Consider the following 18,826-nt stretch of genomic DNA (forward strand, 5'->3'; position numbering starts at 1 on the left):
CGAATCCACGCCCTGTCCGGAACCCGCCACCGGCGAGCCCTTGCGTTATGCTAAATGAAAACGACATTCAACAAAGGAGAGGTGCCCCATGCCTCGTCGCCCGGCCCCGACCGGCAAGCGCAAGCCGAAGCAGAATCCGCTCGATCGCGACGGCATCACCTACATCGACTACAAGGACACCGCGCTGCTGCGGAAGTTCATCTCCGACCGCGGCAAGATCCGGTCCCGCCGGGTGACGGGGCTGTCGGTGCAGCAGCAGAAGCAGATCGCCCGCGCGATCAAGAACGCCCGCGAGATGGCGCTCCTGCCCTACACTTCGGCGAACCGCTGACCCGCCCCACTCCCGCCCCCGACGTCGGTCAGACCAGGCGGCGGTCGGTGGCCCACCGGGTCAGTTCGTGGCGGTTGGAGAGCTGCAGTTTGCGCAGCACCGAGGAGACGTGGGTCTCGACTGTCTTCACCGAGATGAAGAGCTCGCGGGCGACCTCCTTGTAGGCGTAGCCGCGGGCGATCAGGCGCAGGACCTCGCGCTCGCGCTGGGAGAGGCGGTCGAGGTCCTCGTCGACGGAGGCGATGTCGATCGCGCCGGAGAAGGCGTCGAGGACGAAGCCGGCCAGCCGCGGTGAGAACACCGCGTCACCGTCGGCCACGCGATTGATCGCGTCGACGAGCTCGGTGCCGCTGATGTTCTTCGTCACATAGCCACGCGCGCCGGCCCGGATCACGCCGATCACGTCCTCGGCCGCGTCCGACACCGACAGCGCCAGGAACTTGATGTCCGGGTGCCGCTGGTGCACCTGCTTCATCACCTCGATGCCACCGCCGCCGGGCAGGTGCACATCCAGCAGTACGACGTCGGGCTCGGTGCCCACGATCGCCTTCACCGCGGTGTCGACGTCTGATCCCTCCCCGACGATGTCGACCGACGCGCCGATCTCGCTGCGTACCCCGGCCCGGAACATGTCGTGATCGTCGACGACGACAACGCGCCTGCTGCTCATCTGTCCATCTCCAGTCGCACTTCGGTCCCTGTCTCCGGATCGGACCGCACCGTTGCGCGGCCGCCGTGCCGTTCCATCCTGCCCATCACACTGTGCCGCAGTCCGAGCCGATCGTCGGGCACCTCGTCGACCTCGAAGCCCTTGCCCCGGTCCCGGACGAACATCTCGGCCCGGTCGCCGTCCACCTCGACGAACACGTCGATCTTCGCCGCACCCGAGTGCTTGGCCGCGTTCACCATCGACTCCCGCGCGGCCCGGACCATCGCCGACAGTCCTTCGGTCAGGTCGCAGTCGCCGACCGTGACCACCTCGACCGGTACGCCGTGCGAGTCCTCGACCTCGGCAGCGGCCCGCTTGGCGGCGCCGGCGAGTGTCTGGTCGGTGTCGTCGTCCTCGTCGTACAGCCAGGACCGCAGTTCACGCTCCTGCGACCGCGCCAGCCGGGCCACGGCGCGCGGGTCGTCGGCCTGCTTCTGGATCAGGGCCAGCGTCTGCAGCACCGAGTCGTGCAGATGGGCGGCCATGTCGGCGCGCTCCTGCGACCGGACCCGCTCGGCACGCTCCGTGTTCAGGTCGCGGGTCAGCCGGTGCACCCACGGCCCCGCGATGACACCGATCCCGATCACGGCCAGCAGCAGTGCGACCAGTACGTCGCCGACCATCGAGAGCCGGCCGTTCTGCACCAGGAACACGGTGATCGCGGTGCCGATCAGGATCAGGCCGACGGCGATCCGGATCAGCGACTTCCAGCCGCCCTTGCCGAGCACGACACCGAGGATCGGGACGCGCACGTCCCGGGCCCACTGGGCCTTCTGGCTCTCGTCGGCCTGCCGCCAGATCAGTGCCAGACCGGCGCCGGCGAACACCAGCGGCCAGAACAACTTCCCGGCGATCCCGAGCCCGGCGACCTGCAGGAGGAGGCACAGGCCGACGCCGATGGCCACCAGGGCGGTCACCTGGCCGCGGCTCTTCTCCCGCTTCCGTGCCTTGGCCTCGGTCACCGGCGGCGGCTCGTCGGAGCGCATCCCGCTCCGGGTGTGCGCGGCCAGCCCCGGCGCGGCCGGCACGGTCGCCGGCGCGAGCGGCATCAGGAACCACAACGCCGCATAGATCAGTACGCCGAACCCACCGAACACCGTGGTCGCGATCAGCACCAGCCGGACGACGGTGTCGGACACACCCAGGTGATCCGCGACCCCGCCGGCCACACCTGCGATGACCCGTCCCTCGGTACGGCGGTACGCCCGGCGGACCGGTGGCGCCTCGGACGGCTGCCGCGGCTGCCCAGGTTGCCCGGCGGATCCCTGTCCGGATTGGCCGCCGAAAGCCTGACCACCGGCACCTTGTCCCGCGGTCTGAGCGCCGGCTGCGGCCTGGCGGGCGGCGTACGCGGCGTACGGGCCTTGGTACTGACCGGGTCCTTGCGGACCCCACCCCTTGTACTGCCACGGGCTCCCGTCAGAGGTGCCCTGCCCAGGCGGCGTCGCGGGTGGGCCTCCGTTCGCGGAGGTCCCGCCCGGAGGCGCGGCTGCTGGCTGGCTCATCACAACGATCGTCACACGCCGCGAGGGCCGACACCAGCAGGCTTGTCCCCGGCTGTCTCCTCAGCACCCGTCCGGCGTTGTCAGGGTCCCCTCGGGGAGAACCCCGAGCCGAGGGCCTCGTGGCACCCGCCAGGCCCGAGGACTCCGGGGTGCTCAGGGGGCATCCCCGATGTGATCAGGCCGCCGAACGCGCCAGTATCGATGACATGGAGCAGAACCAGAATGAACCCGGTGGGTTCGACCGCAGCCGCCTGCAGAACGTGCAGAGCTGGCAGCGGAGCCGGTCGGACCGGTGGGTGGCCGGCGTCTGCGGCGGTATCGGCCGCGCGCTGAACATCGACCCGGTCCTGGTCCGCGTGGTGATGGCGGTCCTCATCATCAGCGGTCCCGGGGTCATCTTCTACATCGCCGCCTGGGTGCTGATGCCCGACGAGGGCAGCGAACGCTCGGCGGCGCAGGGTCTGCTCGGCGACCGGGTCCGGCCCGACCACCCGTGGCTGTGGCCGATCGTGATCGGCGTCTGTGTGTTCGTCGCCATCGCGATGATGTCGTCGTTCAACGTCGGCCGGTTCGTCCCCGGCCCGCTGATCGTGCTCGCCGTGATCTGGCTGGCCGCCAAGCATCGCAAGGGCGAGCGCCGCCGCGGCCAGGGGAACGGTCCGGGCACCACCTGGACCGCTCCCGGGACGAACTGGACCGGCCGCCCGCAGGACACCACACCGTCGACCGGCGCCTCCCCGGCTGGTCAGCAGCCGGCCGCATCGGCGTACATGCCTCCTCAGACCGGCCCGTCAGCTCCCCCGGCGGGCCTGTCGTCCTCGGCCACGCAGAGACCCCAGGACCGCACCGTCGAACCGGTCCAGGCTGCGTGGACCGAGGACGACCCCCTCGGCCTGTACGTCGACGAGCCGCCGACCGCACCGCCGACGCAGACGAGGACCGCCGAGCCGCCGGCGAAGGGTGTCCGCGGGATCAAGTCGATCATCGTCGTACTGACCGGGATCGCGATCGGGATCGCCGCGCTCGCGGGAGCCCCGACGGCGACCATGCTGGTCATCGGCGTGGCCACGCTCGGCGCGGGCATGCTGCTCGGTGGATTCGTCGGCCGCACGCTGGCTCTGCTGCCGCTGGGCATCCTGCTCGCGATCGGTGCCTTGGTGAGCACCGTGTTCCCGAACGTGCCGCGGGACTTCGCCGACGTGAACTACGTCGCGCCGGCCGGGTCGACGATCACCGCGACCAACTCGGTGCACAACTTCGACGCCGGGTCGGTCACCCTGGACCTGACCAAGGCGACGTTCGCACCAGGTGCCAGAGTGGACGTGCACGGCGGGGCCGGCGAGGTCGTCGTCAAGGTCCCGCAGAACGTGGACGTCGAGGGCCAGATGTCGGCCGACCTGGGTGAGCTGGTCGGGCTGAACAACCAGAGCAAGGACGGGAACAATGTCCAACTGACGTTGGACGACCTGGGCGCGGACGGCAAGCCCGGCCCGTCGACGGTCACCCTCGACCTGCACCTGAAGCTCGGCAGCATCACAGTGGAGCGCGGATGAAACAGCCTCGACGCAAGACGAAGCCGGATGTTCCGGGCGTCGTGACGGGGACCATCCTCAGCGGCGCCGCGACCATCTGGATGCTGCACGACAGCGGCGTCCTGCAGACCGACGACCTCGGCGTCACCGGCGCCCTCCTGCTGGTCACTGCCGGCGTCATCGGCCTGGCCGCGTCGCACCGCGGCTGACTCCGGCGGCCGGCGCGTAGTTGCCAGCGGCATCTTGTCGCCGGCAACCTCCGGACCGGTCGGATCCGGGCCCTCGGCTAGGCTTGTGGACTGTCTGCCGGCGTCTGCCGGCGGCGAGTACCCGAGGGGTCCGGGTGAAGCGGGCCCCGTGGTCAAGGAGTTTCGATGGTGCGCGGCACCGTGAAGTGGTTCAACGCCGACAAGGGCTACGGCTTCCTCGCCGTCGACGGCCAGGACGATGTGTTCGTCCACTGGAGCAAGATCGTCTCCGACGGTTACAAGACCCTGGAGGACGGCCAGCAGGTCGACTTCCAGATCGTCGACGGGCCGAAGGGCCGCGAGGCCGACACCGTCACCCCCGTCTGACCGGCCGCCGGACCCGGGTTTCCGGACTGCACCGGGAGTCGGCAACCGGTAACCTGTCGTCTCATCGTGTGAGGGGTGGAGATGTGACAGAGCCGGTTCCCGTGATCCGCAGGCTCGAGCAGGCGCTCGCCGACGACGATTTCGCCTGGTCGCTGCTGCTCGTCGGCGAGGACCAGACCGACAAGCTCGCCACCCTGACCGGCGATCTGCGCGGACCGTTCTCGAAGACCGGCGACGGCAAGCAGATCACCTCGGGTTTCTCGTACTGGGGCATCGGCCCGACGATCGCCTGGGCGAACGCCACCAACGACCCGTTCTACCTGGTCATGAAGGTCGGCGCGGAGTCGTTCCTGCGGCACTGGCGCAAGGTTCTGCCGCACGTCGAGAACGGCGGCTTCCACCTGGTCAGCCTCGGCGTCGGCACCGGCGTGAAGGACCGCACGATCCTCGGCGACATGCGCCGGCACCACCCGGAGATGTACTACATCCCGGTCGACATGAGCTCGGAGATGCTGCGGATGGGCACGCTGGAGCCGGTCCGCGGCGCCCGGTTCCCGATGTCGCAGGTGCTGCCGGTGCAGCTGGACTTCTCCATCGCCGACAACATGGACGAGCTCGCCCAGCTGCTGGCCCGGTTGATCGGCGACGATCCGATCCTGTTCACCTTGACCGGCAACACGCTGGCCAACTTCGAGAGCGACGAGGAGCTGCTCAGTACGCTGACCCGGGTGCTGCGTCCGCAGGACCGGCTGCTCCTCGAGGTGGCGACCACCAGCAGCCTGGACGCCGACGCCGCGAACGCAGCAGCGGACGAGTACCACCAGACCCGGGCGTTCGCGGAGTTCGTCACCAGCGCACTGCGCTACAACACCGACCTGACGATCGACAACGACCGGATCGACTTCCGTGGCGAGGTCGAGACCGACGACGCCCTGCGGGTGAAGATCGTCTGGCAGAACAACACCGGCCGGCCGATCGTGATGGGCCTGCCCGATCACACCGAGGTGGTGCTCGAGCCGGAGGACACGATCCTGCTCTACACCACCCGCAAGTTCTCCACCGAGCGGCTGAAGAAGCTCACCGCCGCCTGCGACCTGACCCCGATCGAGCACGCCCACTCCGGCTTCCGCTACACCCGCCGCCCGAGCCCGTTCGGCCTCGACCTGCTGCTGCTCGCTCCAGGCACCGCCGAGGTCACGACCGCCACCACCCTCGCCGACGACATCTGGTCGACATGACCTCAGCCGGCGCGCCCGACCCCGGCCTACCGAGAGAGCGGCGGCGGGTTCTGGCCCGGCTCCGACGGCTGCGGCTGGTGTTGCCGCCGGTGGACTCGCGGTGGGTGGCGAACCGGCGGATGATCGTCACCGCGGTCAGCTACGGCCTGCTCGCCCTGGCGTTCGTGCTGGGCGTGGTCTGGTTCATCTCGCCGGGCAACTCGCGGTGGGAGCCGGCGGTCAACTCGCTCACCCTGGTCGCCGGGCTGACCGGCATCTTCGTCGAGCGGCTGACGGCCGAGGCGGAACGCCGTACCGAGGTGCTGCGCGCGGTCGCGGACGAGCTGCGGGAGAACACCCGGCTGCTCAGCGACGAGCGGTTCTCGCCGAACACGCCGACCACGCGGCAGGTGTACCCACGGCTGGTCGTGTCCGCGGTCGACCTCGCGCTGGTCTCGGGGGCGCTCGGGCTGCATCGCGACGCCGAGCTGGTCGGCCTGCTGCACCGGTGGCGGGACACCGTGCACCTGTTCAACCGGCGGCTCGATCTGACCGAGATCAGCACGTTCTCGAACACGATCTCGGCAGCCGAGCTGGCCGCGTTCCACCGGGCCCTCCACCGCGAGAACAGCTACTTCGCGGCCACCCGGGAGATGCTCGAGAACCTGCTCACCCGGCTCCCCGCGACGTAACGGCCGAGGCCGTAACCGGGCTCGTCCTGCCAGTACCGGCAAATCCGGCTGAGTGGTTGACTTCGTCGCGCCGGGAGGGATTCACTTTCGGACAGGACCGTAAATACGGCACCCCGGAGGCACTCGCATGCGACCAGTCCGCTCCCTCGTCGCGGTGGCACTCGCCGCCGTTCTCGTCACCACTCCGACTATTCCTGCCCAGGCCGGGCACAATCCACCGGTGGGCACGCTCGTCTCACTCGGCACCCCGCTGTCCGACGTACTCCTGATCGGTGGCACCGTCGCGCCCGGCCCGAACGGCAAGACCGCGATCTGGAACGTGTCGACCGGCAGCCCGGCGTACCTGAACGCCATCGACCCGGCCACCGGCGCCAGCCTGCTGTCCGCCGCCCTGCCCGGCGCCGACGGCAGCTACGCGGTCGCCGCGACCCCGGACGGCACGATCTACGCCGGCACCTACAACAACGGCCACCTCTACCGTCTGCGCCCCGGTGGCACGGTCGAGGACCTCGGCCGGCCGATCGCGAGTGAGACGTTCATCTGGCGCATCACGACCGATGACCAGGGCAACGTGTACGGCGGCACGTTCCCGAACGGCAAGGTGTTCCGGTACGACGACAAGACCGGCGCCGTCCGCGACTACGGCACGGTCCTCACCGGCCAGACGTACGTCAAGAGCATCGACTATGCCAATGGCAAGATCTACGCCGGCACGATGCCAGACGCGCACATCATGGAGGTCGACGCCACGACCGGCACGATCACCGAACTGCCCTCGCCACCCGGGCTCGGCGACCCGGCCGACAAGGTCGTCTACGACCTGAACGCCCGCGGCGGCCGGGTCTACGCCCGGATCAGCACCGCGTTCCCCGGCCCGCTGTACGTCTGGGGCATCGCGAGCCGGACCTGGGTCGACGAGATCCCGAACGCGCACGGCCTGGACATCTCGCCGATCGGCGCGGACGGCTCGTTGTACCTGATCCAGAACAGCGAACTGAAGAAGTACGACCCGGCCACCAAGACGCTGACCGGGACCGGCCTGACCTTCACCGGCCGGATCCAGAACGCCCGCTCGATCGGGTACGCGGACCTCGGCCTGCCCGACTACCCGGGCACGAGCGTGGTCGGCACGCTCTGGCGCGGCGAGGAGTTCCGCTACAACCCGCAGACCGGCAAGTCCGAGATCTTCCAGACCCAGGTACGCCGGGAGCCGATCGAGATCCTGTCCGTGGCCGGAGGCAACGACAAGATCTACGCCGGCGGCTTCCTCAACGGCGGCGTGTCCGTGGTCGACCCGTCCACCGGCGCGGCCACCTTCAACCGGTTCTCGCAGGTCGAGGCGCTGATGGAAGGCTCCGACGGCAAGCTGTGGATCGGCGCCTACCCCGAGGCCCGGCTCTACGCCTACGACCAGACCCAGCCCTGGAGCAGCCCGGAGTACTCCCCCGGACCGCCCGGCACGCCGGACAACCCCACGCAGCTGCTCAACCTCAAGCCGGACCTCCTGCAGACCCGGGCCCGCGCCCTGGCCGAGGTGAACGGAAAGATCGCGGTCGGCACCGTCCCCGACGGCGACCGGCTCGGCGGCGCACTGGTCATCTACGACCCGAAGACGAACACGGCGCAGAAGTATCGCAACGTGGTGCAGGACGAGTGCGTCTTCGGCCTGACCGCCCGCCAGGGCATCGTCTACGGCGGTACGTCGATCGTCGGCGGACTCTCCACCACGCCGCCGACCCGGGACGCGGGCACCGTGTTCGCCTGGGACGTGGCCAAGTCCAAGAAGCTGTGGGAAACCGTCCCCGTGCCCGGCGCGGTCACGGTATCCTCCGTGACGTTCGGCCCGGACGGGCTGCTCTGGGGCGTGGCCGGCAAGACCGTCTTCGCCGTCGATCCACACTCCGGCAAGGTGCTCACATCCTTCGTGCTCGGGACCACCAACTCCAGCGGCGACATCGTCGCGACCCCGGACGCGGTGTACGTGAGCATCGACCTGAACAAGATCTACCGAATCGCGCCGGGGAAGAAGCAGACCCCGACGCTGTTCCTCGAGCACGCGCACCGGCGGCTCGGGGTCCGGGGCGATCACCAACTCCTGCTCACCAACGGCTCCGAGCTGTTCCGAGTTGATATCAGCCGTTGACAGCCGAAATTCGACCCGGCTACTTTCGGTCCTGACCGTTATTAGGTCACCAACCTTTCCGGCCCTGACTTCCGGACACCCTGGGGGAGTGATGATTTCGACCGTTCGCCGCATCGCGGCACCACTCATGGCGCTCGTACTCGCCGCCGCGCTCAGTTCCTGCGGCAACGACGACTCGGGCTCCTCGTCGGAGAAGAAGAGCGTCACGCTTTGGATGTACCCGGTGATCGCCGACCAGGCGACGAGCGACGCCTACTGGAAGAAGGTCGAGACCGACTTCGAGGCCGCCAACTCCGGCATCGACCTGAAGATCGAGATGCAGCCGTGGGCGAACCGCGAGGAGAAGCTCGCCGCCGCATTCTCGGGCAAGAAGGGTCCGGACGTGCTGTTGATGATCCCGGACCAGATTCCGCAGTACGTGAAGAGCGGCTCGCTGGAGCCGATCGACGACGTGGTCGAGCCGGAGAAGGACACCTTCCTGCCGGCCGCGGTCCCAGGTCTGACCGTCGACGGCAAGGCGTACGGCGCACCGATCTACCACACCGTCACGACGACGATGTACAACAAGACGATCCTGACCAAGGCCGGGATCAGCACGCCGCCGGAGACCTGGGACGAGATCAAGGCGGCGGCTCCCAAGATCAAGGCCGCCGGGTTCTCCACGCTGGACTACTCGGCCTCGCCGGAGGCGACGCTGAACCTCAGCTTCTACCCGCTGCTGTGGCAGGCCGGCGGCAAGGTGTTCGCCGACGACGGCAAGAGCGTGGCGTTCAACCAGGCCCCGGGTCTGGAGGCCCTGACCTTCCTGAAGGGCCTGTGGGACGACGGCGCGATCTCGAAGACCGCGCTGAGCAGCGTGAACACGATCGCCGACTCGGCGCTCGGCAAGGGGCAGGTCGCGATTGCTTATACCAGCGTCCCGGCGGACGCCGCCACGGTCGGCAAGACGTGGGGTGCGGCCAACGTCGAGATCGGCGCGCCGCTGACCGACAAGAAGCAGGTCGGGTACGGGATCCCGGGCGGTCTCGTGATGAACGCCGCGACCGGCAACCCCGACGCCGCGAAGAAGTTCCTGTCGTTCATGATTCAGCCGGCCCAGCTTGACGCGCTCAGCAAGGCGTCCGGCTACTACTCGCCGCGCAAGGACGGGAAGTACGAGTCGACGGACCCGAACGCCGCGAAGTTCAAGGACGCGTTGCAGTACGCCGTACCGGGTGAGGCGAACCCGTCGGCGCGCCAGGTGATGTCGATGCTGAGCACGGAGATCCAGGCCGTGCTGACCGGCAAGAAGCAGCCGCAGCAGGCGCTGGACGACGCCGCCAAGCAGGCCAACGACCTGCTCTCGAGGCAACGTTGACGAACACTCTGCCGACAGCGTCGGCCGCGGGTCGGGCGGGACCCGCGGCCGGCCGGTCGGCACGGACGTCCCGCTCACGCGGTGGACCCGGGCGCAGGCCGTGGATCGGGTTGCTGTTCGTCGCCCCGATGCTCGTGCTGTTCCTGCTGTTCCGGTTCCTGCCGACGATCGGCGCCCTGCTGCTGTCGCTCACCGACTACCGGATCAGCGGCAAGTGGGATTTCATTGCCTTTGACAACTACACGCGGCTGTTCTCGGACCACGTGTTCCATGAGGCGCTGGTGGTGACGATCACCTACACGGTGATCTTCGTTCCGCTGACCGTGCTGCTCTCGCTCGGCACCGCCGTACTGCTGCATCAGGTGGTCTGGAAGCGCGGCTTCTTCCGTGGCGTCTTCTTCCTGCCGTACGTGACCAGCATCGTGCTGGCCGCGGTGATCTGGAAGTGGATCTACGACGCCCAGGACGGCCTGCTGAACGGCGTACTCGGGCTGGTGAGCATCGGCCCGGTCGACTTCCTCGGCCAGTCCGGCTCGGTACTGCCGTCGATCGCGGTCACGTCGGCCTGGAAGGGCTTCGGCTACTCGATGCTGATCCTGCTCGCCGGGCTGCAGGCGGTGCCGAAGTCGTACCTGGAGGCCGCGATGATCGACGGCGCCGGCACCTGGCAGCGGTTCCGCTACGTCACGCTGCCGCAGCTGCGACCGGTGCTGTTCTTCGTGCTGGTGATCGAGACCATCGGCGCGTTCCAGGTCTTCGACGCGATGTACGTGATGACCGGCGGCGGCCCGGTCCGCTCCAGCTACTCGCTCGTCTACCTGCTCTACGACAGCGGCTTCAAGTACTTCGACTTCGGGTATGCCAGCGCGATCGGTCTGGTGCTGTTCCTGATCGTGCTGATCGTCTCGCTCGTGCAGCGCCGGCTCGTCGGGAGGGACGACTGATGGTCAACGTGCTCGACCGACCGCCGGTGCGCGAGCTGACCGAGGCTCCGACCGCCGCGCGTCGGCAGGTCGCCCGCCTGACTCTGCCGACCTTGCTGGCGCTGACCGCGATCGTCACGATCGTTCCGTTCGCGGCGATGGTTCTGGTCGCGTTCGCGCCCCCGAGCGGCCAGACCTTCCCGGACGCGCTCAACCCGGCGCACTGGACCTTCGAGAACTTCTCCAAGGTCTTGTCCAGCTCCGATATCCCACGCTGGACGGTCAACTCACTGCTGTACTCGCTGGTCTCCGTCTTCTGCGTGCTGCTGTTCGCCTCGATGGCCGGCTACGCGTTCGCGAAGAAGAAGTTCCCCGGCCGGGAGATCCTGTTCTGGGCCTTCCTGGCCACGCTGATGGTCCCGTTCCAGGCGACACTGATCCCGTCGTACATCCTGGTCTCGCGGCTCGACTGGGTGGACAGCTACTGGGGCCTGATCGTGCCCACGCTGGCGAACTCGCAGGCCGTGTTCCTGATGCGGCAGTTCATCAGCCAGTTGCCGGACGAGCTGTTCGAAGCCGCCGAGATCGACGGCGCCCCGGAGTGGCGGATCTTCACGATGATCGTGCTGCCACTGATCCGCCCGGTGCTCGCGACCCTCGGGATCTTCGTGTTCCTGTGGCACTGGAACGACTTCCTCTGGCCGCTCGTGATCGGCCAGTCCGGCACGATGCAGACCCTCACCGTCGGCCTGGCCACGCTGCAGACCCAGGCAGTCCCGATCAACCAGATCATGGCCGGCGCCACCATCACCGTCGTACCGAGCCTGCTGGTGTTCGGCCTGCTACAGCGCTATCTCACCGACAGCATTGCCATGAGCGGCCTCAAAGCCTGAGGCCGCCCAAGCACGCGCGCCGACGAATCTCAGTCGAAGAAGTAGGGGTACGGAACAGACTCCGGCCGACTCGCGACATCGAGGCGTTCCATCTGCTCCGGGGCCAGCGAGAAATCCGTGGCACCGAGGAGATCGTCGAGGTACGCCGGCGTACGCGGACCGATGATCGGTGCGGTGACGCCCGGGCGCTGCATCAGCCAGCGGACTGCGACCTGCGGGAGGGTACGGCCGGCCTCCGCCGCGACCGCCGTCAGTTCGTCGATCACGTGCCAGGTGTGCTCGTTGCCATAGCGGTCCCAGGAGTGCGTCCCGGGAGTGGAGACTTTGCTGTCCGCGGGCGGCGCGGTCATGCCGCGCTGGAACGCGCCCGACAACCACCCCGAGCGCAGAGGGGACCAGGTGATGACGCCGAGGCCCTCGTTCCGGCAGACCGGGAGCAGTTCCCACTCAGGAGAGCGATCGAGCAACGTGTAGAGCGGCTGGAGGCTGGCGAGCGGCTCCCAGCCATGCTGGGTGCACAGGTCGACGGCCTTCTGCAGTTGCCAGCCGCGGAAGTTGCTGACCCCGATGTAGCGGACCTTGCCGGACCGCACGAGACCGTCGAGGGTCGACAAGCTCTCGGTGAGCGGAGTGCTGTCGTCCCAAAGATGGAGCTGGTAGAGGTCGATGTAGTCAGTACCCAGTCGCCGCAGGCTGGCGTCAACAGCATCGAGAATGTGCTTGCGGGACAGGCCCCGATCAGTCGGCCGTGGTCCGGCGGGCCCCCAGACCTTGGTCGCGATGACGTAGTCCGCACGCCGCTGCGTCTTCAGCCACCGTCCAAGAACCTCCTCCGACGCGCCGTCGCCGTATATGTTGGCGGTGTCGATGAACGTGCCGCCCGCATCGGTGAACACCTGCAGGATCTTCCGGCTGTCGCTCTCGTCCGTCCGGGCGCCGAACATCATCGCGCCCAGACACAGTTCGCTGACCTTGAGCCCTGTGGCTCCGAGATTTCTGTAGTCCATTCCCCCGACGCTAGGTGCTGGAGTGCACTCCAGCTCAAGTCTCTATTCCGTGGCGGGCGGGCGTGGCCGCGATCACCGTGGTGTGCCGCCTGCGGACCTGCGCTCGAGCATGACGCGCATCTCGTCGCCGTGGACGGTGAGGGCCCAGATGACCACGACGTCGAGGGCGATCGTGATCGTCGACCAGATCGGGTACGCCGCGAGGAACGCGATGTTCACCAGGATGCTCAGCACCGCGACCACCACCCCGACGATCCGCCCCCACAGGCGGCCGTTGAGCAGCGCGATCCCGGACCCGAGCACCAACAACGCGACGACCAGATGGATCCAGCCCCAGACCGTGTAGTCGAGGTGGATCGCGAGGCTTCGTGTCCGCACCAGGAAGTACGTGTTGTCGAACAGCGCCATGAACCCCTGAAACGCGTGGATCATCCCCAGCACGATCATCATCACGCCGGCGAACAGGATCCATCCGACCCAACGACTCGGCCACTCGGGAACCTCGACCTCCGCCGGCCGCCGGTGCGATCCGAGGTTGTCCTCCGGCTCCGACATCGCGACCCCCTCCAGGTGGACCCACCCTCTCCCGATCCCTCAGGCTACGACGATCCGGCAGGTAAGGCCGCCCCGCAAGCCGGCAGCCCGGAAGCACGCGGGCGACCGGACCTACAGCAGTTCGCCGAAGGATTCGATGGCTTTGAGGGCGTCTGATTGGGGCATGCCAGGCGGTTGGATGCGGAGGACGATGCCGTCGGCGCCCATCTCCTCGTAGTGTGCCAGCCGCTCACTGCACTCGGCGGGCGAGCCGATCACGCTGCGGGCGGTGATGTCGTCCCAGCCCTGGGTGTAGCGGCTCGCGTCCGCCGACGTACGTTTCCAGCCGGTGTAGGCGTCGTACAGGTCGCGCAGCGGCTCTTCGAGAGCCTGCCGCGCGTCCTGCGACGTCGGCCCGCAGAAGCCCTCCCGGCAGAGGATCACCTCGGCGCCGAGCGTGCCCTCGCCGCGCGGGTAGGAGTGGTACTCGGCGATCTTGGCCGGGAGGTCGGAGTCGAGTTCGTTGAACGACGTCGTCCAGCCGTCGCACATCCGCGCGGTGCGCTCGAGCATCGCGGACACCCGGCCGCCGTTCCACAACTTCGGGCGCGGGGTCTGGACCGGGCGCGGCGACAGGAACGCCTCCCGGATGCTGGTGAACTTGCCGTCGTACGTGATCTCGTCCTCGGTCCACAACCGGGTCAGGATCGTCAGGCACTCCTCGAACCGTGCGACCCGCTCGGCCTGCGTCACGCCGTACAGGGCGAACTCCTCCGGCCGGTAGCCGAGCACGAAGCCCGCGGTCAGCCGCCCGCCCGACAGTACGTCGATGTGCGCAAGCGTCTCGGCCAGTACGACGGGGTCGTACAGCGGCGCGACGATGCCGGCGGTGGCGATGCCGATCCGCTCGGTCCGGGCGGCGAGCCAGGTCAGCGAAGTGAGGATCTCGTGGTACCCGGGCCGGTGCAGGTGCCGCTCGCCGAGCACGATCCACTCCAAACCGGCCTGCTCGGCCAGCCGCGCCTGCTCGACCGCGTCCTCGAGCGACGGCCGCTCGTCGGTGGTGCCGTAGAGGTTCAGATAGAGACCCAGCCGCATCGGGGGTGCCGCCTTCCGTTGACAGAGAGCGCTCGCGGTATTTACGGTCTTGACCGTAAATGCTTTCGGATCAGATTGCGACCCTAGGAGCCGGAATTGAGTGTTGCATCGCATCCGGTCGGGTTGCCGACCGACACTGGATCTGGACGGATCAGCGCGATCGAGACCCGGGTGGTCAGCGCGCGCTACCGCCGGCCGTTCCAGATCAGCAGCGGGATCAGCACCGAACTGGTCAGCTTGGTCGTCGCGATCCATACCGCCGACGGCGCGATCGGGATCGGCGAGACCTCGCCGATGACGGCGTACACCGGCGAGACGCTGGCCGGGGTCACCGCCGCCATCGAGGAGCACCTCGCGCCCGCCCTGATCGGCCGCGATCCGCTCGACCGGGCCGGTGCGCACGTGGTGATGGACACCGTCCTGCGTGGCCAGCAGGTGGCCAAGGCCGGCCTCGACATCGCGCTCTACGACCTCGCCGGACAGCTCAGCGGGTGGCCGGTGCACGCGCTGCTCGGCGGCAGCATCAGAGAGCGCGTGCAGACGACCTGGGTGGTCGGGCTCGGCACGCTCGATGAGATGGCCGCCGAGGCAGCGCAGTACGCGGCCAGGGGCTTCCGGCATCTGAAGGTCAAGGGCGGCCATGAGCCGGCCAAGGACCTCGAACTGATCCGTGCGGTCCGTGCGGTCATCCCCGCCGACGCAGAGCTCTGTCTGGACGCCAACGAGGGGTACGACGCGACCACTGCGCTGCCGTATCTCGCCAAGATGACCGACGCCGGCCTGACACTGCTGGAGCAGCCGCTGCCACGCTGGGACCTTGCCGGGCTCGTGCGGCTGCGTGAGCGTCTCGACGTACGCGTCATGGTCGACGAGAGCATGCACTCGCTGCATGACGCTCTGGAGATCGCGCGACGCGGGGCGGCCGACGTACTGAACATCAAGATCCTCAAGGTCGGCGGACTGCATCGCGCCCTGCAGATCGCGAACGTGGCCGAGGCGGCCGGGCTCGCGGTGAAGGTAGGCTCCATGCCGGAGCTGGGCGTGGCCACACTGGCCGCGGTCCACCTGGCCGCCGCCGTACCGGGCGCCACCGTCGCGGCGGATCTGGTCGGGCCGTTGATGGTCGACGAGGATCCGCTGGCTCCGAGCGTGTTCGCCGACTGCGACGGCTGGATCGACGTACCGAAGCGCCCAGGCCTCGGCCACGACGTCTGAGAGGTCCACATGCACCCACTCGTCGAGCAACTCCGTGGCACGCTGCTCCCAGCGGTCGTCACGCCGATGGACTCCGACGGCGTCGTCGCGTACGACGCTCTGACCGCGTACGCCGGTGCGCTCACGGCAGAGTCCATCGGTGGGGTCGCGGTGTGGGCCCATACCGGGCGTGGGCTCTACCTGTCTCCGGCTGACCGGTCGAAGGTGCTGGAGACGTGGCGGGCGGCTACTGACGTCCCGATTGTCGCGGGAGTCGGCGTACCGCGGTCTTCTTCGGCACAAAGTCTGCAGGAGGCGGCAGACGCGACTGTGGCGATGGCGCTGCAGGCCGCTGCGGGTGGGGCCGATGCGGTGATGGTCTATCCGCTGGCTGCACTGGGTTTGTTGCCGGATGGGCATACACAGGTCGTGGCGCTGCACGAGCGGGTGGCGGCGGAGAGTGGGCTGCCACTGGTCGGCTTCTACCTACATGGCGAGGCTGGTGGGTATCCGTACCCGCCGGCGCTGATCCGCGATCTGTTGGGCCTGGACTCCATGCTCGGCGTGAAGACTGCCACGCTGGACCGCGCTATCGGGTGTCAGGATGCCATCTGGGCGGGACGTGGGACGGGCAAGCTGCTGATCACCGGTGAGGACCGGATGTACGGGCCTTCGTTCATGTGGGGCGCGGACACGGCGCTCGTCGGGATCGCGGCAGCGCAGGTCCCGCTGTCGGCCACTGTGCTGTCGACTTGGACGTCAGGAGACCACGCTGGCTTCCTGACGGCGTCCGACCGGTTGGACCGGTTCGCGGCCGCGACCTTCTACGCACCCATCGAGGGCTACGTCCAGCGCATGCTCTGGGCGGCCGTGTGGGAGAGGCTCATCCCGGAAGAGGCGTCGTACGACCCGTACGGACCTCCGCTGCCGGCCGGCGAGCGCGACGTTGTGCTCCGCTGCCTCGAGGAGCTGAACAAGTAGACAGTGGGGTGGCGCGCTCCCTCCATCGCTCCACCACACCGACGCCGTCGCGACCGCCTCCCGGAGGCGGCAATTGTGGTCTTGACCGAAACTAAGAGAGACCGCCTTGAACGTCAAGTGCGCGGGGTCGGCTGCGCTATTCTGCGAGTTGAGGGCCAGACCAGAAGTCGAAGGAGTGCCGTGCAGATCAGCTCAGCCTCGGGCGCGGTGGCCTGATGGCACTCGTGGTCGGCGTCGTCGGCCCGGAGGACCTGGTGCAGCGCGTGATCGCGGTCGGCCCGCCGAGCGGCGCGACCCTGCTCCCACTTCCCTACCGCCACGAGACCGAGGCCGTCGAGCTGGTCGAGCAGGCGCACGAGCAGGTCGACGCCCTGCTGTTCACCGGCGTCGTGCCATACACGATCGCCACCGAGGCCGGCGTGATCGACCGGCCGGCGATGTACGTGTCGTACGACGGCGCCACGCTGCTCCGGGCCCTGGTCGAGCTGCTGCGGCTGGGTCACAACGTCACCCAGTTCTCGATCGACACGCTGCGCCGCAGTGAGGTGCTGGAGACGCTGATCGAGGCCAAGCTGCCGACCGACCAGATCCACGTGCTGCCGTACCGGCCGGGCCTGACCTCCGACGACATCGTCGCGTTCCACCGGATCGCGCGCGACAAGCACGACACGAAGGTCGCGATCAGCTGTCTGGGCTCGGCCTTCCACCTGCTCGAGAACGAGATGCCCTCGGTCCGGCTGGCCCCGTCGCGGTACTCGATCCGCTCGACCCTGCAAGCCCTGGTCCTGACCACGACCGGGCAACACGTCGGGGACGCGCAGGTCGCGCTCGGCGTGATCGCCCTGCCCGAGCCGGACGACGCCCTGGCCGGCGACCTGATCACGCTCGGCGGCAGCCTGGCCGCGCTGCCGGACGGGCGGCACCTGGTCGTCACGACCCGCGGCCTGCTCGAGCAGGCGACCGAGCAGTTCACGCGGATGCCCTTACTCGACCACCTCGCGGCGCGGCACAGTACGGCGTACGTCGGTTTCGGCGTCGGACGTACGGCGGCGGAGGCGGAAGCGCTCGCCCGTCGCGCAGTCAGCCGGGCCGAGTCGATCGGCGCTGTCGCCGGCGTCGTGTCGATGTCCGACGACGTCGAGATCGTGATCGAACCCACCGGCGACCAGCCCGCCACCACCCGCGGCACCGAAAGCCTCCCGCTCCTGGCCCGCCGCGTCGGCCTCAACACCCAAACCCTGGCCCGGATGCGCGAACTCACCGCCACCCTCCCCGACGGCCTCACCACCCAAGACGTCGCCGACCACCTCGCCGTCCAACTCCGTACCGCGCGACGCGTCCTGAAACGCCTGGAACGAGCCGGCCTGGCCGCCCCCACCGGCACCCAGCAACACGGCCGCACCGGCCGCCCACCCACCGTCTACCTCATCCGCCTGTAACCCCGCCCCACCTCCCACCCATTTCAGGTGATAACCCCGGAAGGTGCCCCTTCGCCTGCCCGTATGCGAGGGGAGAACGGACAGGCAGAGGGTTGACCGGCTCTACTGCTCGATGTGTGGGGAGGTGGTCTGGTTGGGTCCGCTGGGCCGGCGGGAGCTCGAGGCCACCCGGACCGCCCAAGTGAGCTGAGCGCCTCCCCTGCAGCCAGGACCCGTGCTCGGCGCCAGGGCTGCGCCCGCCTCAGCCCCCCGGTCGTCCGGGGAGGATTTCACCCCCGTGAAGGGACATTTCCCTCCCCAGTCCACCCACCTCCCGGACCTGGGACACCTACTGGGGACCAGTCGGCCGCCGCTCGGAGCAGACCCAACCGATCCACGATCCGAACCCCACCTCACCGGACGCTGAGTCGTGGATCCAGGCGATCAAACCGGCGTGTCGACAACCCCGATCCACTCGACGACCGGGCTGCCGTTGACTCCTCGCTCCACGGCTCGCCAAAACACAACCACGACCCCTTGTGCACGCCCGACGACTAAGCCAGGGGGTTGACGCCCGATATTTCGGGGGTCGACCCCCGAGCTTGTGGGTTGCCCCCTGAGAATTTGGGGGCCGAACCCACCAACTCAGGGGTCAACCCCAAAGCCGGTTAGTTAGGTGGGGTGGGGTGGTGTCAAGGCGGTGGGGTGTGGATGGTG

Annotated in this window: 18 protein-coding genes; 13 read left to right on the forward strand and 5 right to left on the reverse strand. The window is 68.5% G+C overall.

Annotated elements, in window-relative coordinates; genetic code table 11:
- Positions 1 to 88: 88 nt before the first annotated feature.
- A complete protein-coding gene (gene rpsR / locus ACXC9Q_RS01015; protein WP_328523942.1) occupies positions 89 to 331 on the forward strand; it encodes a 30S ribosomal protein S18 in 243 nt (80 codons plus the stop codon).
- Between the two features lie 28 nt (positions 332 to 359).
- Here the strand turns inward: rpsR and ACXC9Q_RS01020 are convergent, their stop codons facing one another.
- Together ACXC9Q_RS01020 and ACXC9Q_RS01025 are read right to left on the reverse strand one after the other, a co-directional pair.
- Positions 360 to 1,001 carry a response regulator transcription factor gene (locus ACXC9Q_RS01020; RefSeq protein ID WP_328523943.1) on the reverse strand — a complete coding sequence of 214 codons (642 nt, stop codon included), beginning with the start codon at positions 999 to 1,001 and terminating at the stop codon, positions 360 to 362.
- Positions 998 to 2,545 carry an ATP-binding protein gene (locus tag ACXC9Q_RS01025; protein ID WP_457054555.1) on the reverse strand — a complete coding sequence of 516 codons (1,548 nt, stop codon included), beginning with the start codon at positions 2,543 to 2,545 and terminating at the stop codon, positions 998 to 1,000. The genes ACXC9Q_RS01020 and ACXC9Q_RS01025 overlap by 4 nt, the downstream gene beginning before the upstream one ends.
- A 206-nt stretch (positions 2,546 to 2,751) precedes the next feature.
- On the opposite strand from ACXC9Q_RS01025, the gene ACXC9Q_RS01030 reads away from it, so the two are divergent.
- The 9 genes from ACXC9Q_RS01030 to ACXC9Q_RS01070 all read left to right on the forward strand — a co-directional run bounded on the left by ACXC9Q_RS01030 (position 2,752) and on the right by ACXC9Q_RS01070 (position 11,877).
- Positions 2,752 to 4,098, forward strand: a complete 1,347-nt coding sequence (locus tag ACXC9Q_RS01030) for a PspC domain-containing protein (protein ID WP_457054556.1) — start codon at positions 2,752 to 2,754, stop codon at positions 4,096 to 4,098.
- Positions 4,095 to 4,286, forward strand: coding sequence for a hypothetical protein (locus tag ACXC9Q_RS01035; protein ID WP_457054557.1), 192 nt, complete (start codon positions 4,095 to 4,097; stop codon positions 4,284 to 4,286). The genes ACXC9Q_RS01030 and ACXC9Q_RS01035 overlap by 4 nt, the downstream gene beginning before the upstream one ends.
- Before the next feature lie 165 nt (positions 4,287 to 4,451).
- Positions 4,452 to 4,652: a cold-shock protein gene (locus tag ACXC9Q_RS01040; RefSeq protein WP_131352941.1), complete on the forward strand. Its 201-nt coding sequence runs from the start codon at positions 4,452 to 4,454 to the stop codon at positions 4,650 to 4,652.
- Between the two features lie 83 nt (positions 4,653 to 4,735).
- Positions 4,736 to 5,890, forward strand: a complete 1,155-nt coding sequence (locus ACXC9Q_RS01045) for an L-histidine N(alpha)-methyltransferase (RefSeq protein ID WP_457054558.1) — start codon at positions 4,736 to 4,738, stop codon at positions 5,888 to 5,890.
- Positions 5,887 to 6,561, forward strand: coding sequence for a hypothetical protein (locus ACXC9Q_RS01050; RefSeq protein WP_457054559.1), 675 nt, complete (start codon positions 5,887 to 5,889; stop codon positions 6,559 to 6,561). The genes ACXC9Q_RS01045 and ACXC9Q_RS01050 overlap by 4 nt, the downstream gene beginning before the upstream one ends.
- Positions 6,562 to 6,688: 127 nt before the next feature.
- The gene (locus ACXC9Q_RS01055; protein ID WP_457054560.1) at positions 6,689 to 8,704 is read left to right on the forward strand and encodes a hypothetical protein; all 2,016 of its coding nucleotides are present in this window, start codon (positions 6,689 to 6,691) and stop codon (positions 8,702 to 8,704) included.
- A 91-nt stretch (positions 8,705 to 8,795) separates the two neighbouring features.
- Positions 8,796 to 10,061, forward strand: coding sequence for an extracellular solute-binding protein (locus tag ACXC9Q_RS01060; RefSeq protein ID WP_457054561.1), 1,266 nt, complete (start codon positions 8,796 to 8,798; stop codon positions 10,059 to 10,061).
- A 110-nt stretch (positions 10,062 to 10,171) separates the two neighbouring features.
- A complete protein-coding gene (locus tag ACXC9Q_RS01065) occupies positions 10,172 to 11,005 on the forward strand; it encodes a carbohydrate ABC transporter permease (RefSeq protein ID WP_457054562.1) in 834 nt (277 codons plus the stop codon).
- Positions 11,005 to 11,877, forward strand: a complete 873-nt coding sequence (locus tag ACXC9Q_RS01070; RefSeq protein WP_457054563.1) for a carbohydrate ABC transporter permease — start codon at positions 11,005 to 11,007, stop codon at positions 11,875 to 11,877. Before ACXC9Q_RS01065 ends, ACXC9Q_RS01070 begins: the two co-directional genes overlap by 1 nt.
- Before the next feature lie 29 nt (positions 11,878 to 11,906).
- On the opposite strand, the gene ACXC9Q_RS01075 is transcribed toward ACXC9Q_RS01070, so the two are convergent.
- From ACXC9Q_RS01075 to ACXC9Q_RS01085, 3 genes are all read right to left on the reverse strand, one after another.
- Entirely contained in the window at positions 11,907 to 12,884 is a 978-nt protein-coding gene (locus ACXC9Q_RS01075) for an aldo/keto reductase (RefSeq protein WP_457054564.1), read from the reverse strand.
- A gap of 72 nt (positions 12,885 to 12,956) precedes the next feature.
- Positions 12,957 to 13,439: a DUF7144 family membrane protein gene (locus ACXC9Q_RS01080; RefSeq protein ID WP_457054565.1), complete on the reverse strand. Its 483-nt coding sequence runs from the start codon at positions 13,437 to 13,439 to the stop codon at positions 12,957 to 12,959.
- A 111-nt stretch (positions 13,440 to 13,550) separates the two neighbouring features.
- Positions 13,551 to 14,516: an LLM class flavin-dependent oxidoreductase gene (locus ACXC9Q_RS01085; protein WP_457054566.1), complete on the reverse strand. Its 966-nt coding sequence runs from the start codon at positions 14,514 to 14,516 to the stop codon at positions 13,551 to 13,553.
- Positions 14,517 to 14,612: 96 nt separating this feature from the next.
- Here ACXC9Q_RS01085 and ACXC9Q_RS01090 point away from each other — a divergent pair, with 96 nt between their 5' ends.
- The 3 genes from ACXC9Q_RS01090 to ACXC9Q_RS01100 all read left to right on the forward strand — a co-directional run bounded on the left by ACXC9Q_RS01090 (position 14,613) and on the right by ACXC9Q_RS01100 (position 18,130).
- Complete coding sequence (locus tag ACXC9Q_RS01090) at positions 14,613 to 15,731, forward strand: mandelate racemase/muconate lactonizing enzyme family protein (RefSeq protein WP_457054567.1); 1,119 nt, start codon at positions 14,613 to 14,615, stop codon at positions 15,729 to 15,731.
- A 9-nt stretch (positions 15,732 to 15,740) separates the two neighbouring features.
- Positions 15,741 to 16,691 carry a dihydrodipicolinate synthase family protein gene (locus tag ACXC9Q_RS01095; protein ID WP_457054568.1) on the forward strand — a complete coding sequence of 317 codons (951 nt, stop codon included), beginning with the start codon at positions 15,741 to 15,743 and terminating at the stop codon, positions 16,689 to 16,691.
- 215 nt (positions 16,692 to 16,906) lie between these two features.
- Positions 16,907 to 18,130: a hypothetical protein gene (locus tag ACXC9Q_RS01100; RefSeq protein WP_405071192.1), complete on the forward strand. Its 1,224-nt coding sequence runs from the start codon at positions 16,907 to 16,909 to the stop codon at positions 18,128 to 18,130.
- Positions 18,131 to 18,826: the final 696 nt, after the last annotated feature.

This window comes from Kribbella sp. CWNU-51 (assembly GCF_054073265.1).

Bases quoted from the DNA above. Each gene is read 5' to 3' on its own strand.
- rpsR (WP_328523942.1), top strand. From the start codon at position 89: ATGCCTCGTCGCCCGGCCCCGACCGGCAAGCGCAAGCCGAAGCAGAAT.
- ACXC9Q_RS01020 (WP_328523943.1), bottom strand. From the start codon at position 1,001: ATGAGCAGCAGGCGCGTTGTCGTCGTCGACGATCACGACATGTTCCGG.
- ACXC9Q_RS01025 (WP_457054555.1), bottom strand. From the start codon at position 2,545: ATGAGCCAGCCAGCAGCCGCGCCTCCGGGCGGGACCTCCGCGAACGGA.
- ACXC9Q_RS01030 (WP_457054556.1), top strand. From the start codon at position 2,752: ATGGAGCAGAACCAGAATGAACCCGGTGGGTTCGACCGCAGCCGCCTG.
- ACXC9Q_RS01035 (WP_457054557.1), top strand. From the start codon at position 4,095: ATGAAACAGCCTCGACGCAAGACGAAGCCGGATGTTCCGGGCGTCGTG.
- ACXC9Q_RS01040 (WP_131352941.1), top strand. From the start codon at position 4,452: ATGGTGCGCGGCACCGTGAAGTGGTTCAACGCCGACAAGGGCTACGGC.
- ACXC9Q_RS01050 (WP_457054559.1), top strand. From the start codon at position 5,887: ATGACCTCAGCCGGCGCGCCCGACCCCGGCCTACCGAGAGAGCGGCGG.
- ACXC9Q_RS01055 (WP_457054560.1), top strand. From the start codon at position 6,689: ATGCGACCAGTCCGCTCCCTCGTCGCGGTGGCACTCGCCGCCGTTCTC.
- ACXC9Q_RS01060 (WP_457054561.1), top strand. From the start codon at position 8,796: ATGATTTCGACCGTTCGCCGCATCGCGGCACCACTCATGGCGCTCGTA.
- ACXC9Q_RS01070 (WP_457054563.1), top strand. From the start codon at position 11,005: ATGGTCAACGTGCTCGACCGACCGCCGGTGCGCGAGCTGACCGAGGCT.
- ACXC9Q_RS01075 (WP_457054564.1), bottom strand. From the start codon at position 12,884: ATGGACTACAGAAATCTCGGAGCCACAGGGCTCAAGGTCAGCGAACTG.
- ACXC9Q_RS01080 (WP_457054565.1), bottom strand. From the start codon at position 13,439: ATGTCGGAGCCGGAGGACAACCTCGGATCGCACCGGCGGCCGGCGGAG.
- ACXC9Q_RS01085 (WP_457054566.1), bottom strand. From the start codon at position 14,516: ATGCGGCTGGGTCTCTATCTGAACCTCTACGGCACCACCGACGAGCGG.
- ACXC9Q_RS01095 (WP_457054568.1), top strand. From the start codon at position 15,741: ATGCACCCACTCGTCGAGCAACTCCGTGGCACGCTGCTCCCAGCGGTC.
- ACXC9Q_RS01100 (WP_405071192.1), top strand. From the start codon at position 16,907: ATGGCACTCGTGGTCGGCGTCGTCGGCCCGGAGGACCTGGTGCAGCGC.